This is a genomic window from Paenibacillus terrae (assembly GCF_005217525.1).
In the GTDB taxonomy this organism is placed as follows: Bacteria; Bacillota; Bacilli; order Paenibacillales; family Paenibacillaceae; genus Paenibacillus; species Paenibacillus terrae_C.
The window spans coordinates 97061-113680 of sequence record NZ_PNXQ01000009.1; the positions used below are offsets into that span (position 1 = coordinate 97061).

The following is a 16620-nucleotide window of genomic DNA, read 5'->3' on the forward strand; positions in this document are numbered from 1 at the left end:
TAGTTATCAAAATTTTTCTCGCGGACAGTCGACATTTGCTTGACCAGCCGAGTCAAAGAACGAATTAAACGCCGGGAAATCAGAAAAACGATCAACAAAGCAATCAGCACGATGCCAATGCAGATCAATACAACCGATTTAACGTCAATAATTTGTCCGATTGCGGTGTGCCTGTCAATCATGTTAACCAGGTAAAAATCATACGAAGGAATGTAGTTGGAAAGGAGGATACTTTCCTTGTTCATCACGTTCGCATTAATGTAATTTAGCCCTTGCTCATTGATTTTTGTGGCATAGCCCAGCAGCTCACGGGAGTGCTGCCCGATCAAGTCCTGACGGTTGCTCGACACAATGAGTCCCGATTTGTCCAAAATAAGTACATCATTGCCGTTGCTTGTGAAGTTGTTATAGAAGCGGCGGAATTCGGGCTCGCGAATGGCAATGTAGATCATGCCATACAATGTACCGCTAGTTCGCTCCATGAATGCCCTGGAGGCGATAATATAGGGTGTGGGTTTCTGTCCGCTATTATTCATTTGCTGACGAAGTAAATCAGTATCCAGTTGATACATAAGTCGTGTCGGCTGTGCCGAGCTTCGGGCTGTAATCAAATTGTTCCTGAGCTCCTCCGCAGTGACCGGCCAGTAGGACGAGTCGGAATAGAAGCTTCGGCCGTTCATGCCCGTTATGGCGACACTGACATCATAGGCGTCGACATTTGATTTAATCTGCTTCATCTGCTGTGCCATACCGAAGTAGATGCGTGCCGAGTTAATGGAATCGGATTGGCCGCCTGTCAGATAGTTTTTGACCGTCCCGTTTTCCGAGGCATGGGTTACGGCATTCACAATCGAGTCATTGAAGGACTCAAAGCTGGACTGAATTTGGCTGAGTACCTTGGCATTCGTAATACTGAATGTCTCGGCAAAGAGTCGTTCAGACATTCGAATCGTCACCAAAGAGGTCAGCAAGGACACCGCGGTGATGCTGACCACCATAACGACAAATATTTTAAAGAACAGACCTTGATATTTGATTTTATGCATATACCTTTTCATATTCAATCTCTTTTCTGCTGGCAGATATGCGTTTGCTCTCTAATGGAGATGCTCCCGGCGGTATTGACTTGGGGAGTAACCCGTCACCTTTTTGAACACTTTGGTAAAATAGCTGGGGTCCGAATAGCCGACGATGCTGCTAATATCCGAAATGGACATCGTATCCGACCGCAGCAGCTTTGCAGCCTTTTCAACCCGAATTTTGTTCAAATACTCACTGAAGCCCTCTGTATGATGCGCTGTAAAATAGCTCGACAAGTAGGAGGGATTAAAATGAAAATATTGACCGAGTGTCGTCAAATTGAGCGTCTCAGCGTGGTGCTCCTCGATATATTCCAGCAGCTTCTTCATGCTCGCACTGCTTCCTTGCTGGGTTTTAGCCAGAATCTGCATGTTCGCTTCCTCTAAAAATGTTTCCAGCAATCCCACGGCTTCATGTACATGAGGTGCATTATTTATGGCCTTGAAATAGGAGTATTTCGCCGCATCCAGTTCTTTCATATCATACCCCTGATTCCCAAGCAAAATCGTAATGTTAAACACGATGTTTCCAAGAAGAGACTTGAATTCAAAAGCGGTGGAGGTATAGTTGCGGGACATAGCAGCTACATAGGATCTTAAGTCCTGAAAGGCCGTATCAAAATGCTCGCGCTTCATCTCTTCTGTGAACTGCTTTAAATTAAACGAGCTGTTTACCTGAACAGGCTCAGGAAGTTCGTCTTCCGTCAGCAGCGCAGTTCCCGGAAAGTAAAAGCGATAGCTCAGCAGCTTTGGCAGTTCATCCTGATAGGCCTCACTAATTTGTTTGAATTCATCAAACAGATGGCTGACCACCCAGCCTAACTGTGGATCGGCTTGCTTCGTCTCCTGTGCCACCTCCCTGACTGCGGCCATCCAGGAGTCTGACTCCTGTGGATTCAGATTGGCTAAAAAAACAGCCGCATGAGCATCGGACGGTAATAGTCGAAGTACGATTTGTTCACAGGCGGATGTCACTCGATCCGTAAGCCTGGAGAATAGGTCCGAGGCAAGGTGGGAGTGGCCTTTCCCCTGTGGTTCCGCCTGCTCCACACCTATGAGTGCAAAACGAGCATACGGAAAGTCCTGTTTCAGCAGCTCCATATCATAGTCGATGCTATAGCCGGAGATGAGCTTTTCTATCACATGATCCATCGTAATTCGATTATCCCCGGCATCTGTCTGGTACTGAATAGACGGAATTTTGAGGGCCGTTCTCTGGAGCACTTGCAGTAGCTCATCCGTGTCCAGCTTGGGCTTCAAAATATAGTCAGCAACACCTTGCTGGAAGGTGGATCGCACGTAATTAAACTCGCCGTAGCTGCTGAGCACAATGACCTCGATATCAGGATAGCTCTGTCTGACAATGCGCGTCAGTTCCTCCCCATCCATGATAGGCATCACGATATCCGTAATGACAATATGCGGGTGCAAAGTTTCAATCAGCTCTAACGCTTCTTTTCCATTAGAAGCCTCGCCTACAATGCGAAATCCATACTGTTCCCAAGATAAATGATGCTTGATCCCTTGCCGTACCAATATCTCATCATCTACAATCAAAATATTGCATAGCTCTTTCATGGCAGCACTCTCCGTAATTATACCTATTCGAGGATTTTGTAAAATCCTGATTCAAAAAAGACCTCCATAAGGCGGACGTCACATCATCTGAGGCACATAATTGATAACGCTTCCAAATTGGCTCAAATATAAAGTATTTAATCTTTACATGCTAACATAAACTACAGGTGTAATCCAAAGATATCTCAAATTAAGCCTTTCTTTTCATATCGGTTGCCTGGCCATTGAATATTATATGGAGAATAAGCCGTATATATGGAAAAAAGAAACGGAAAAGCAGGTTTGCTTTTCCGTTTCTTTCTATTAATAGGCTCAATCTATCCGTTGCTCATGCATCGTCCATCGTTTACGTAGTTCGAGTAATCGGCTTTTTCAGGAATACCCCGTATGAAATCGCTCCCATAACAAGCAAGGATGCTCCCAGTAAGAATACATTATTAAAGCTTCCGGTTGTATCCAAAATGTATCCGGTTGCAATTGGGGCTAGAGCAGCACCCAGAAAACCGCCAAAGTTTTGGATGGCTCCCAGGGATGCCACCTGCTCCCCCGGAGCAATATCAGCTGCCAATGTCCAAATAACGCCTGAAGGCAACTGGGAAGCAAAGTAACCGACAGAGAGAAGTACAATGCTGACAACTGTACTGTCTATAAAAGGAATCGGCGCTACAGATGCCGCCGCCAAAATGGCACCACCAACAATCGGTATCTTGCGTGAGGTCACAGGAGCAACCCCCTTGCGGATAAAATAGTCGGAAATAAAACCACCAAGCAGTACGCCAATAATGCCGGCAACAAAAGGAATGGATGCAATCCACCCGGTTTCTTTCAGTGTGAAGCCCTGTTCCTTCTCCAGATAGCTTGGCAACCAGGTCAGGTATACCCAGATGGTGAACATGATGCCGAAATTACCGATGATCATAAACCAAGTGCTGGAATTCTTGAAAAGAGAAGACCATTTGGCTGTTGGAGCCTGTGTTTCTGATTGTACCGCATTTGATTTGTCAGCCATATCGTTCTGGGTGATGGCCTGTTTCTCAGCAAAAGTCGGATCACGGTAGACTTTCAGCCAGATCAGCATAATAATCAATCCCATTGCGCCGACGAAGATAAACATGCCTCTCCAGGTCATGGTCAGCATAAGCACAGTCAGCAGGGGCGGAGCAATAGCATTGGCAATTTGCGAGCCCGTATTAATAATAGAGGTTGGAAGGCCTCTTTCACTTTTTGCGAACCATCTTTCGGTCACTTTAAGCCCTGATGTGAAGAATGGAGATTCCGATACACCAAGCAGCATACGCATGGCATACAACAGTGAATAGGTATTCACAAAAGCACTGATAATGGTTGCGACAGACCACAGTCCAGAAGCCCATGCGAACATTTTCTTCGGACCGAAGCGGTCAACAAGCCATCCTGCGGGAAGATTAGCCAAAGCATAAGGCCAGAGAAAGGCGGACAGCAGCAGACCCATCTGTGTAGAGGATAGTCCAAATTCCGCTGCGATGGTCGTATTCGCGATACTTAAATTCGATCGGTCCAGATAGTTGACGACGGCCCCAAGCAGAAGCAGCAAAATAATGCCCCAACGCAGACCTGCCTTTTTGGGTTTTCCTGTGGATGATACATGGTTATTCCCGATTTTGTTCATGAAAGCTCACGCTCCTTGATCTAGGCTGTTTATTAAAAAGGCTGATGCCAAATTAAAAATATGTCATTCAAATCGCGATTGTATGCGTTTACATTTCTGCTAATCATCAAATTCATTTCGATGATTCCTTAGCTCTGCTGATATGGGCGATTCACAACGATGAGTTCGAAGCTTTCCGGGAAATTCGAAAGTCAGCTATTGATCGTTGTGATGCCGCATATCTTGCCTAATGTGATTTATACAGGCTTAGTCAATCGAGATACTTATATGGAACGTGCCGCCGCAACGGCCTCCAGAAATTCCTTGGCAGCCGCCGTAACTTTACTGTAATCTCCGTCTTTTTGCGCAGCCTTGGTGATATAGCTTCCTACGCCAGCTCCGATGCAGCCAGCTTGTAGCCATTCATGCACATTTTGCGGAGTGACCCCACCAGTAGGAGCGATGGGAGCTTGAGAAAATGGGGCGGTAACCGACTTTACATATTGTGGGCCTAACACTTCGGCCGGGAAAAGTTTAACAATGTCCGCCCCGGCTTCCAACGTCTCCAATACTTCCGTCGGAGTAAAAGCACCACTAATGGTCACAGCCTGATAACGGTTGGCCATTTTGATCATTTCGGGGTTGAGCTGCGGACTTACCAGAAGCTCTGCTCCCGCTAGAATAGCCGCTCTTGCTGTTTCTGCATCCAATATGGTTCCAGCGCCGACAAGAACGTCTTCTTCACGATACTTTTCTGCCAGTGTCTGAATGACATGAAGCGCATTCGGCACACTCATTGTGATCTCCAGCGCCTTAATACCGCCTTTTACGGCTGCTTCTGCTACAGCCAAAGCCTCTTGCTCGTTGTCCAAACGAATGATCAACACAATGCCTGTGTCCGCTATTTTCTTGAGATTATTGAACTTCTTCCACATCATCTTATCCTCCTAATCGTTATACAGCCTTTCACCACGGTATCCCAACTGGCTGGAGAGCTTGAGCGCTGTTTCCTTGACTAGCTTGACGATTATATTCTCGCGCTCTGGTGTCATGGTTGAGTACATACTCGCTACACTAATGGCTGCCACCGGCTGATTCCATTGGTCATATATCGCAGAACCGATGCAATACATTTCCAGATTGTCTTCCCGGTCATCAATGGAGTAGCCACGCGCCCGGATTTCCGCCATATCCTGCAAAATTTCTGGGAGCGTTGTCTTCGAGTATTGTGTTTTGGCCGGAATTTCTCCGTCTCCCAGAATAAACTGGATTTTTTCCGTTGGTAACGCTGCTAAAAGCGCTTTGCCGATCCCTGTGGTGTGTATGAATCTTCGTGAGCCTAGCTTCGCTGTCGGTCTCATAACAGAGTAATTTTCCGCCTTATCCAGATACACGATCTGCCCTTTATCCTCGACTCCCAGAAAAACAGTGCTGCCCGTCTGTCTGTTCAGCTCCTGCAACAGCGGTCTGGCCAGATGAGGGATGCCCATGTTGGATAAATAAGCTATACCTGTTTCAAAGGCGCCAATGCCCAAACGATAAGTTTTCAGGCGCGGATCATCCAGCTCAATAAAGTTTTTATAGAGTAATGTCTGCACCAGTTCGAAGGCGCTGCTTTTGGGTAAACCCAACGTCTTGCAAATTTCGTTCAGTGTCAAAGGGGAACTGCTATTAGATAATAAGACCAGAAGATCGACAACCCTTTCGGCCGATTTATTCAGCTTGAAATTTTCCATTGCAATCTCCTTTATTCAATTGCGGTTCGCATATGTGAACCGTGTTCATTATTTCGAACTTCGGGTTTATTATAGTACAGCCTGACAAGGGAGATCAATAACCTTTTCAAAATATTTTATTTCTGTCGGAAAGGGATTGAATTTCTTATGAAAACGTTATAATCTAAATAAAAAATAAATTCAATATTAAGAATCTGGTTCGCATATGCGAACAATATGGAGTTTGGTGTCATACCTAATCTATATCGTACGGATGTTGCTATGACGTCAATTGGAACCGCATACATTAATGGTTTTAAATCATGAAGATGTGCAGTGCTTCTGAAATACAGATTGCAGGGTATAAGGAGGAATTACGGATGCAACCTACTGCTATATTTTTAATCGGGGCTGCCAGTTCTGGTAAATCTACGATTGGTAAGCTCATTGCTACAGAATATCATTTTGCTTATTTGGATAAAGATATCATCTGCAACAAGTTCACGGGCTTGCTGTTGGAGTCCAAAGGATATTCGCCTCATGAGCGTGACGGTAACACTTTTTATAGCGATACTGTAATGCCTCTTGAATATCAGACTCTGCTGGATATAGCCAATGATAACCTTCAATTGGGCCAATCCGCCGTTTTGGATGCACCGTTCCTCGGTTATTTTTCTAACAAAGATTACATTAGGGGACTAAAAGAAAAATACGACTGGCATCATGTCAGACTGCTTGTATTACAGGTGGACGTGGATTTTGATACATTAAAAGAGAGGATGAAGGCCCGTGGATTGGAACGGGACGAATGGAAATTTGCCCATTGGGATGCTTTTGTGGAAGGAATCCGGGCTAGAAGGTGCCTGTGGGAAGACATTGACATCCAGCATTTTGATAATAGCCCCGCTGAGGTAGACAAGAACAGACTGTACAGTACACTTCCCTTCCAAAAGACAACAACACCTTTGTAGTTCAGGTTTGGTGAAAACAAAAGAAGCGCCCTCGGAGTGAAAGTCATAGTGGACTTCCTCCAAAGAGCGCTTTCTCCTTTTATACAGTTCCCCACGTCCGATCTCCTGCCAAATATTTTTCAGTCAAAATAGACAGCAGTTGAATGCCAACCTCATTGTGGCCTCCCTCAGGGAGGATCAGGTCCGCGTATTTCTTGGAGGGCTCAATAAATGCTTCGTGCATAGGCTTGACCGTACTCAAATAGTGATCGTGGATCGACTGAATGGTGCGGCCTCGCTCCTCAATATCTCGAAGTACCCGGCGAAGTATGCGCACATCCGGGTCGGTGTCGACAAATACCTTGATGTCGAGCAGTTGACGGAGCTTTTCGTCAGATAGTACGTGCAGTCCTTCCAGCATGACAATATGATTCGGCAGAAGCTCTACCGTCTCGTCTGTAGAACGCGCATGAACCGTGAAGTCATACACTGGCGCGTGGGTCGCTTGTCCTTCTTTCAGACAATGAAGATGCTCAATAAGCAATTCGTTGTCAAAGGCAAACGGATGATCATAATTGACCAAAGCACGATCATCATAACTCAGATGTGAATGGTCTTTATAGTAGTTATCCTGAGATATGAAAGTCACTTTGTTTGATCCCAGACGTTCAACGACAGCGCGTGCTACCGTTGATTTACCGGAACCCGTACCGCCGGCAATACCAATAATAAGCATGGCGTTTCACTTACCCTTCCCTGAATATATCCCGATACAACTCAAGTATTGTAGCACAACATGCACTTTTTTTCATCAATGCAGAGCATTGTATTTCTTCCATTTTCGTATCTTGGCTCTGAATGTTTTAAACGGTGCCACTGAGTTGATGTGAATCCATCTAGCCATGGGCCACTTCGGATTACTGCCTGTCCACTTGTGAACGCCCTGCGTAAAGAGTTCTTCATGACTTAGCGTGTCAATCCAATCCAGCCACTTTTGCTCTGTCAGCTTGAATAGTTGGCGTAATTCACGTAAAGAGTGGTGGGTGTAGGTTTTGTAAAAGGATTGGTAAAGCTCGCCTAGCCTATTCCATTTATAATTTGGTGCAGGCATAATGACGGGTTTTCCTTCTTTTTCGTCCCTGTCCCATGACATGACAAGATGCAGCCATCCAAGCTGGTAGGCAATGATTTCTGCGGGTGTTTTGTCTACTTCGGATATCCGGATATCCTTTTGGTTCTCGACAACCTCCTTGTATTCACTATCTAACAGTAAGTAGGAGGCATGAATCGCTTCTTTTAACTCGGTTTTGGAAGTGTATTGGTAGCTGGGCATCTAATCACTCCTAAGATTCTTTTCATTATATCCACCTCTTTATATGTACCACTTTATACATGACAACCTTATGTCCTATTCAAAAATAAAAAAATAGCGATTTTTGTGATTTTATGAAAGAGCATTTGGTATATTCACGAAAAAGGATGCAAAATTAATAGAGAATTTAAACCAAAAGATAAGTAATTCGACATATTTTAATGTTGTTTTATAAGTATATAATTATTGGAGTATAGCACTCAGGGCCCTTGTTGATTTTGGAGACCATCTCCTTTTCGATGCGCTATATTTCATTTTAACATGCCAAGTGACACGAATGGTTCTATAGTGGTGTTTGTTTTTATCAATTTATATTGGAAAAAGGAGACTGTTACATGAAGTCGAGTTTGTTGAAAAAATGTGCAAGTGTAATGTTGAGCAGTACGATGGTTCTGTCTTTATCTTTACCTTTGCTCGATCAAATATCCGCAGATGGGAACTTGCAAGTAAACGATACTTTTGAACAAGGAGAGGCTCAAGGCTGGGTAGCTCAATCAGGAGACTGGTCGGTAGCCAAGAACGATAATGGCTCTACATACAAACAATCCAGTCAAAAAGAAAGCCATTCTCTAAAAGGAAACACATCATGGACGAATTATAGCGTGCAAGCAGATGTATATGTAGATGATTTTAATGGCTCCAATCGGGTATATGTTGCAGGCAGATACACAGATTCCAACAACTTTTATGCTGCATCTTTGTACAACAAGAAGGGTGGAGCACTTGAAATTCGCAAAAAGGTAAACGGTTCTATGAAGACACTGGCTACCAATAACAAATACAAACTGGACACCAATACCTGGTACAGAGTGAAGATGGAGCTGTCCGGTTCGGAAATTAAGATGTATGTCAATGATGAACTGGAGCTGACTGCAACAGATTCCAGCCTTGCTTCTGGAGCCATTGGTTTGGTAACCTCCAAGGCGGTTGCCCAGTTCGATAATGTTATCGTATCCGGCGCTTCAACTGAAGCAGATCCAGGTACAACACCTGTGAATCCAACACCAGGCACAGATAAACCAACTCCTGGGGTAGATAAAAACGCAACCTCAAATATTAACTATAATCTGGCCGGTTTCTCCTATGGTAATACAGGTGGCGGGGAAATTAAGGAAACCGATGCCAATTACAAAAAGGTTTACAACGCTGTAGATCTCAACGAGGCACTTAAAAAAGGTACTAAAGTCAAAGTTATTGAGATCATGAATGATCTCGACCTCGGCTGGAATGAACTCCCTAGTGCTGCCAAGGTAATGCCTTTTAGTGCCAACAACCCTGTGCTGACAAATCCCGTTCTAAAGAAAACAGGTGTGAGCAAAATCTATATAGAAAACTTGAATGGAATCACGATTTTCTCGGCAAATGGCGCTAAAATCAAACATGCTGGCTTTGTGATCAAAAGAAGCTCTAATTTGATTTTCCGTAACCTCGAATTTGACGAGCTTTGGGAGTGGGATGAAGCAACCAAAGGGAACTATGACAAGAATGACTGGGATTATATCACGATTGAAGGCCAAAGCTCCAAAGTATGGATTGACCATTGTACATTCAACAAAGCATATGATGGTTTGGTGGATGTGAAAAAAGGTAGCAACGGTGTTACCATTTCCTGGTCCTTGTTCAAAGGAGATGACCGCAGCTCCAATAGCTGGGTGACTCAACAAATTAACGCTATGGAAGCAGACAAAGCTTCCTACCCGATGTACGCTTACTTGAGAAGCAGTGCAGTTGGCATGAGTAAAGAAGATATCATTGATATCGCAGCAGGACAAAAGAAAGCACATCTGATCGGTGCTACTGAAATGGCTGCCGACAATGCAGATTTGGCAGTAACATTGCACCATAACTACTACAAGGATATTCAAGACCGTATGCCGCGTTTGCGTGCTGGTAATGCTCATGCCTATAACATCGTTATGGACGATGCTGGATTGGCTAGAGCCAAGAACAGAATTACTTCCGACATGGCTAAAGCAATTGCTGCTAAAGGATACCATTTTGACGTCGTAGGTAATGGCGCGATTTCAACTGAAAATGGCGCGGTATTGCTTGAAAAATCATATTTAATTGATGTATTTTCTCCAGTTCGTAATAATCAAAAAGACCCTAAAAAAGATGACTACACAGGTAAAATCAAAGCAGAAGACGTTATCTTCTCTGACAACGGAAAGGTATTCAGGGGGGGCAGCGAAGATGCGAATAGCCCGTTAGCCCCTTATCCTGCGAAGGCCAAGAGCTTCTCCTGGAATGGATTCACAACGTTGCCATACAGCTACACAGCCGAAAATCCTGAAAACCTGGTTGCTCAATTGACAGCCAAGGATGGAGCAGGTGCAGGCAAGCTGAACTGGTCGAATGAAAACTGGCTTAAAACAGTATACAAGGCAGTCGCTTCAAAGGGTACACAAACGGTGGAAGATTCCGAATAAGTATATTGGAATAATAGCATTGGAATAAGAAGCAGCCAGGACAGATATACTCTGTTCCTAGCTGCTTCTTTTCGTACACATTTTCAGGATGCGTTCGGCAAGCTCTTAACCGATAACAACATACGAGGACACACCGGCGGGTACTGATCTGACCCGGAACAATGTTCCATCGTCTCTAAAGGTGCGCAAAATATAAGGCTGTTTCGTGGGTGTGCGTACCTTATCGAATCGGACGGTGCCGAAACTGTCAAAATTGGCAGCTTGCACAAAGCTTCCGTCTGTACGCCGGAGGACTGCAAAAAATCCCGTTGTAATAAAAGGTACTCCATCATTACGAGCCCAGATGACCGTAAACCGGCTAAAGGTTTGCGTAGGACTCACATTACGATATCTCGTAGCAGGAACCTTTCTGCCCGTAGACTTCAAGGTTTGAGGAGGACGAATGGCCACTACCTATCAACTCCTTTGTTGTGATGTGATAGTAGATGCACACAAAGGAGTTTCGGACCGTGCGATAAACTACTTCTTCCAAAATAGGTTTATAGACCTCATCATGCCCAATCGCGTCGTAGCGTAAAGAGTTCTTTCAACGCATCCGTCGACAGCTCGGTAATCCAGCCCTCGGTGCTGGAAATGATCTGGTCACTAAGCTGCTGCTTGCTCTCCAGCATTTCGTCAATGCGTTCCTCCAGCGTGCCCAGCGAGATGAACTTGTGCACCTGAACATCTTTCGTTTGTCCCATCCGATAGGCACGGTCCGTGGCCTGATTTTCCACAGCCGGATTCCACCAGCGGTCGAAGTGAAAGACGTGGTTGGCGGCTGTCAGATTCAGACCCACACCCCCGGCTTTGAGTGACAAAATAAATACGGATGGCTGCTCGTCAGGTGGCAATGTGTGAGATTGGAACTGGTCAATCATTCGGTCACGGGCGGTTTTGGACGTGCTACCGTTGAGGTAGAGCACCGGCTCTTGCAGTTCTTGAGCGAGCACCTGCTGGAGCATACGTCCCATGCCAATATACTGTGTGAAAATAAGGCAGCGCTCGCCTTCCTCCCGCAGCTCCTTGACCATGGCCAAAATACGCTCCAGCTTGGATGAACGGCTGATAACTGCTTCGAAATCGGGCTGACTATAGCCGGAAGCCGTGGCATCCGGGGCCGCCTCCTTGGTTAAGAGCGCAGGATGGTCACAAAGCTGCTTCAACTGGGTCAGGGCAGATAATATAGCACCTTTTCGCTCAATCCCCTCCAGCTTCTGCATCCGCTCCATCAGTTCTTTGACAATTTGGTCATAGAGCGCACCTTGCTCGGAGGTGAGGTGAATGTACGTTTTCATCTCATTTTTCTCGGGCAAATCAAGCTGTATAGCCGGGTCCTTCTTCTTTCGTCGCAGCATGAAGGGCTGAACCAGCTTTTGCAAATCTATCGTTCGCTGCTCGTTATGATCTTTCTCGATAGCATTGATGAACCGATTGCTGAAGGAGCGTGCGCTGCCCAGATAACCGGGATTGATAAAATCATAAATCGACCATAGCTCGGACAGCCGATTTTCAATAGGCGTCCCGGTCAGCGCTATGCGATGCCGGGCAGGGAAGCTGCGAACAGCAGTAGATTGCTTGGTCTGCGCATTTTTAATGTTTTGCGCTTCATCCAGGCAAACCGAGTCCCAGGTTATGCTTTGCAGCAGCTCTTGATCCAGGGTTGCGGTTGCAAAGGAAGTCAGTATAACATCGGCCTGCTCGACTTCTTCGCGGAACAAGTCTCCCTGATCCCGCTTGCTTCCATAGTGGAGCATGACCTTCAATGAAGGGGCGAATCGGCTAAGTTCCTTTTGCCAGTTGCCCAGTACCGAAGTCGGACAGATCAGCAGTGAACTGGAGCGGACGCCCGTCTCTGCGGCGATATCCTGTAGATGCAGCAGATAGGCAATGAACTGCACCGTTTTGCCAAGCCCCATATCATCGGCCAGGCAGGCGCCCAGTCCAAAGCGCCGTAAAAAGGCAAGCCACGCGTATCCGTCCCGCTGATACGTTCGCAGCTCGGCTTGTAGTCCGCCCGGCACGTCCAGTACCGGCCATTCGGACTGCCGCCCGAGTTGGCTGATCAGCTTCAGCAGATGCCCGTTCAGCTCGACCTCCAGCCGGAAGCGTGCCGCATCCTCTGGCTGCTCACCCGTAGCGTCGCTCTCCGCCTCATCGGCGTTGCCAAGCAGGTGCAGCTGCAGGATGTCCTGAAAGGACAATCCCTGAGCACTGTCGATCCCGGCCATGGCCCGGCGGATTTGCGCCAGCAGCGCGGGATCGAGCGCGATCCATTGCCCGCGGAAGCGCACCAGCCGCTCGTTGCGGGCCACCAGCTCGGCGAACTCGGACTCGCTCAGATCGGCATCGCCAATGGCAACACGCCAGTCGAACTGGACAATCGAGTCCAGTCCGAACAGCGAGCTGCCCTTCGCGCGCTCGCCCCCGCCTTCGCCCGGGCGAACCTTGGCCCGCAGCTTCGGCTTCTTGCGGGTGGCTGCTTCCCACCAAGCGGGCAGCAGCACCTGCCAACCGCCCTCCAGCAAGCGATGGCTGTCGGTTGTCAGGAATTGCCACGCTGCCTCGTCGGAGAGCGGGCGATCCAGCACGTCATCCCGGCTTCCGTTACGCTGCCCGGCGGGCAAAATCGCGGTCAAGCGCTCCAGCCACCCGGCTGAGCGCTCACCTACATGGGCCGTCCACGCATCGGGCCACGGACCGGACGCATGTCCATCATCGGCGAGCTGTACAGGCACCAGTAGCGCCGGGTCCTGCTTGTCCTGCAACACAAGCTTGAGCTGCCAGGACGACTCGTCGTCCTCTGGCTCTGGCTCCAGCAGTTGCAGGAGCGGGCGGAAGGGCGCGGTATCGGCCTTCCAGCCGATAGCGATAAGCCATGACTGCGCATCCAGACCTGCCGCGGCCGAGCGGTTTTGGGCGAAGAGAATTGGATATTCTCTTCGCAAATCGGCGGCTTCCGCTTCGGTGCCGTACCAGCGTTGAAACACGGCGGCCGAGAACGCCGCCGCCAGCCCTTCGCGCTCGTTCTTTTCCAGGCTGTCAAGCAGAGCAAGCTCTGCCGCTTCGGTGCTTTCCAGCGTTTTCCCCGATTCTAACGCCTCTAGCGTCTCCGCTGCCTCCAGTACTTCCGCATCCCAAATCCATTGCAGCTTCCCAGCCTGAAATGCTGTGAAGCTGGGCGCGTAGGCTTTCGCTTCAATGCAATGGGCAAGTAGAGGAATCAGCCGAAGCCACGGGGCATTGTCCTCGTCCCAGACCCATTCGATATGCTCCAGCCATCGGCGCTCTGCCAGAAAAGGAATCACCTGCTCTGAGGGCAGGAGGATTATATCCGTGTCCTGAATGTGTTGAATTTCCAGTTCGGTGCCATAGAAGGAAGCTTCGTGCCAGGCAAACAATCGCTGCTTCAACATTTGACCGGAAATGCTGTAGTTCATGGAGGAATCGCCATAAATCAGCGCATCTCCATAGGTAGTTAACTGGATGTGTACCGTAATCGTCTCTGTATATTGGCTCATGATAACAATTTCCCTTTCCGCAATTCCTCCTGTAGCGCCCGCAGGCGGCTATGGCGGCTGGTGAAGGTTGCGAAGAACAGCTCCCAGCGCGGCTCTTGCTTCATTTTTTTGTATAGCTTGAACAGCCGCTTCAACAGCTTGACCGCTGCTTTATAGCTGGATCTGTTTTTTTCCAGCACATATCGTTCCACCGCCTGATGGTAAAAGGGCAGCAGCAACTCCGGCGCATTCTTTTCAATGGGCTGCAACACGCTCACCCGAAAATCCAAAGGCTCTCTGCGCATACTTAGCTGATAGTCGATCCATAGCCGCCATTTGTCGTGGGCAAGCAGTGCTTCTTCATACATCCTTCCGGCAAAAGGAAGCATTCCGACTAGTGTGTCCCACATTTCCTGTTCCGCTTCTGGAAGGTGCTGCAAAACCATATCCCAATCATTCATATAATCGTGCAAATGATCGTCCCGATGGCTGTGGAGCAAGGGACCGATATGCCGTAGTCCGTCCTTGAGGCGTGACCATTCCTCAGCTTCACGTAAGGCATGTAAGAACAAAAGCAGTTGGCTGGAAGAGATTTTTAGCGGAAAAGCCTTTTCGGCCTCCTCAAGCAGTGACCAGGCTCGATCATCCTGCGACTGGTAAAAATACATCCAGCTTTGGGCCAGCATCCAGGGAAGCCGGGCCAAAGCTGTGCCAAGCTCATCCTCAGCCGCCCGTAAATGCTGTAATTCCTCCGCATATATGCTGGAAGTGGAATCTTTCTGCTGGGGACGCATCCAGTTTAGCCAAAATCGGTAGTACGCGTCTGAAAAATAAGTGCCGTTACGCGATTCTGCCAGCATTTTTCGGCGTAAATAGGCCAAGGTCTCTGCCATGCGTGCTTCTTGCATTGGTTCATTGGTTAGGGCAGGTGTTAGGACGAGCTGGCTCTCAAAATCACGCTCGATCGCTTCTTTAAGCTCATCAGCGGCGATTTGCGTGTAGTATCCCATATAGGAATGGGCGGGATAGCCTGGCATAGGTGACTGAGGCACCAGCTTTTCCAGCACACGCAGATGAGCGTGCAATTCATACAACTGTTCCATGCCGGGTGAAAGCGGCGGCTTCACAGCATATATTGAGGCCAGCGCGCTTTGGGCATATTGGGAATTTTGCGTATTCATGTGGATAAGGGAGATGCACTGATCGAACAGGTCATGCCATTCCGAGACAGGCATATCCGCTATGCGGCTTGCTGTTTTGCTGAGCGTGTTCCTGGCAGCCTGCTTGCGATCCGGTGAAGGAGTGGACCGGGAAGCAGGCGCGGTGGTGCGCACGTCAGATTGGACAGCCAGCCGGGTGAAGCCCGTTGAATGGGCGTTCACCAACGCATGTACGGAACGCTCCTGCACATTCGCATAATTCAGCAGTACGGCGATCATATGCTTGCAGTTCTTATGAACCGGACATGTACATCGGCTGGCAGCAAAAGCGCTCAAGTGGAGATCCACCTCGTAAAGCTCGTTTCCATCTACGACTGCCGCGATATGGTCGGCGTCAGGCATTGTATATTCTTTTACCTTTCCTTGCTTGAAATATTGAAAACCGCGTTTAATCGTCACGTCATTAAAATGGTCAGCTACGTTTTGGATAAGCTGCTGCCACTGTATATCATCCATAAGATAGGTTGGTTTCATATGCATTAGTCTCCTAAGAGAGAATAGTCAATCAACGAAAGCTTAACTCTTCCATTATATCAGTTCACGAATATAAATTGAGTGGAGGGAGGGTTGGAAAGTTTTCATACGGATGAATCCAATATATTTTATTTAAGTTTGACAAAAAAATAATATAAATTTTATATATGCTATAGCATATAAAATGAGGGGTAAAATGACTAAGTTACTTCTGGCTTTTGAACGCGAATTGCTGATTGTGGAAAAACACGAGTATGACTGGAAGGTTTCTACTTTTTTTAAAGGAGCTAATCCGATATCACTTGCCGTCGATCCCCATCATCCCAATAACATCTACTGCGCCACCTTTGATCGCGGACTGTGGAAAACATTGGACGGTGGCCACTCCTATGGATTGTATACATCAAGAAAAATGTGAGGTAACGATATGGATTTATACCATTTGACTGGATTTCTTGTTCACCGTACCGATGTGAAAATGACTAATTATTTTATGAAAACCTTATATCATTACACCGGATCAGTTGGTTGCCATTGCCAGAGATCCGTTTGTAAAAGCCATTCCATCCCTCGTACTATTCGTACTCAATATTGTTGTTGTTTATTATCATTTCATATCTATGTAATTCGCTATGAG

Annotated in this window: 12 protein-coding genes and 2 pseudogenes; 4 read left to right on the plus strand and 10 right to left on the minus strand. The window is 47.2% G+C overall.

Features of this window, described 5'->3' with window-relative positions; translation table 11 throughout:
- The 5 genes and pseudogenes from C1I60_RS25415 to C1I60_RS07995 all read right to left on the minus strand — a co-directional run.
- A pseudogene (locus C1I60_RS25415) lies at nucleotides 1–1058 on the minus strand (cache domain-containing protein); the annotation flags it as partial.
- 39 nt (nucleotides 1059–1097) lie between these two features.
- A complete protein-coding gene (locus C1I60_RS07980) occupies nucleotides 1098–2657 on the minus strand; it encodes a response regulator transcription factor (protein ID WP_137061244.1) in 1560 nt (519 codons plus the stop codon).
- A gap of 346 nt (nucleotides 2658–3003) precedes the next feature.
- On the minus strand, nucleotides 3004–4305 hold the full coding sequence (locus C1I60_RS07985; RefSeq protein ID WP_137061245.1) for an MFS transporter: 1302 nt from the start codon (nucleotides 4303–4305) through the stop codon (nucleotides 3004–3006).
- Between the two features lie 263 nt (nucleotides 4306–4568).
- The gene (locus tag C1I60_RS07990; protein WP_252361628.1) at nucleotides 4569–5222 is read right to left on the minus strand and encodes a bifunctional 2-keto-4-hydroxyglutarate aldolase/2-keto-3-deoxy-6-phosphogluconate aldolase; all 654 of its coding nucleotides are present in this window, start codon (nucleotides 5220–5222) and stop codon (nucleotides 4569–4571) included.
- A 9-nt stretch (nucleotides 5223–5231) separates the two neighbouring features.
- On the minus strand, nucleotides 5232–6020 hold the full coding sequence (locus C1I60_RS07995) for an IclR family transcriptional regulator (RefSeq protein ID WP_137061246.1): 789 nt from the start codon (nucleotides 6018–6020) through the stop codon (nucleotides 5232–5234).
- A gap of 359 nt (nucleotides 6021–6379) precedes the next feature.
- Between C1I60_RS07995 and C1I60_RS08000 the strand changes: the two genes are divergently transcribed.
- A complete protein-coding gene (locus tag C1I60_RS08000) occupies nucleotides 6380–6970 on the plus strand; it encodes a P-loop nucleotide/nucleoside kinase family protein (protein WP_137061247.1) in 591 nt (196 codons plus the stop codon).
- Between the two features lie 79 nt (nucleotides 6971–7049).
- Here C1I60_RS08000 and udk read toward each other — a convergent pair whose 3' ends face one another.
- Both udk and C1I60_RS08010 read right to left on the minus strand, forming a co-directional pair.
- The gene (udk, locus tag C1I60_RS08005; RefSeq protein WP_044644986.1) at nucleotides 7050–7685 is read right to left on the minus strand and encodes a uridine kinase; all 636 of its coding nucleotides are present in this window, start codon (nucleotides 7683–7685) and stop codon (nucleotides 7050–7052) included.
- A 75-nt stretch (nucleotides 7686–7760) separates the two neighbouring features.
- Nucleotides 7761–8282, minus strand: a complete 522-nt coding sequence (locus C1I60_RS08010) for a ClbS/DfsB family four-helix bundle protein (protein WP_137061248.1) — start codon at nucleotides 8280–8282, stop codon at nucleotides 7761–7763.
- Between the two features lie 374 nt (nucleotides 8283–8656).
- On the opposite strand from C1I60_RS08010, the gene C1I60_RS08015 reads away from it, so the two are divergent.
- A complete protein-coding gene (locus C1I60_RS08015) occupies nucleotides 8657–10750 on the plus strand; it encodes a pectate lyase family protein (protein WP_137061249.1) in 2094 nt (697 codons plus the stop codon).
- 105 nt (nucleotides 10751–10855) lie between these two features.
- On the opposite strand, the gene C1I60_RS08020 is transcribed toward C1I60_RS08015, so the two are convergent.
- From C1I60_RS08020 to C1I60_RS08030, 3 genes are all read right to left on the minus strand, one after another.
- Nucleotides 10856–11200 (minus strand): hypothetical protein, encoded by a 345-nt coding sequence (locus C1I60_RS08020; RefSeq protein ID WP_137061250.1) that lies wholly within the window; start codon nucleotides 11198–11200, stop codon nucleotides 10856–10858.
- A 101-nt stretch (nucleotides 11201–11301) separates the two neighbouring features.
- Nucleotides 11302–14310, minus strand: a complete 3009-nt coding sequence (locus tag C1I60_RS08025) for a DEAD/DEAH box helicase (protein ID WP_137061251.1) — start codon at nucleotides 14308–14310, stop codon at nucleotides 11302–11304.
- A complete protein-coding gene (locus C1I60_RS08030) occupies nucleotides 14307–15983 on the minus strand; it encodes an SWIM zinc finger family protein (RefSeq protein WP_137061252.1) in 1677 nt (558 codons plus the stop codon). The genes C1I60_RS08025 and C1I60_RS08030 overlap by 4 nt, the downstream gene beginning before the upstream one ends.
- 196 nt (nucleotides 15984–16179) lie before the next feature.
- Between C1I60_RS08030 and C1I60_RS08035 the strand changes: the two genes are divergently transcribed.
- A complete protein-coding gene (locus C1I60_RS08035; RefSeq protein WP_137061253.1) occupies nucleotides 16180–16401 on the plus strand; it encodes a beta propeller repeat protein in 222 nt (73 codons plus the stop codon).
- A gap of 9 nt (nucleotides 16402–16410) precedes the next feature.
- Nucleotides 16411–16497, plus strand: a pseudogene (locus tag C1I60_RS26420) (MarR family winged helix-turn-helix transcriptional regulator); the annotation flags it as partial.
- Nucleotides 16498–16620: the final 123 nt, after the last annotated feature.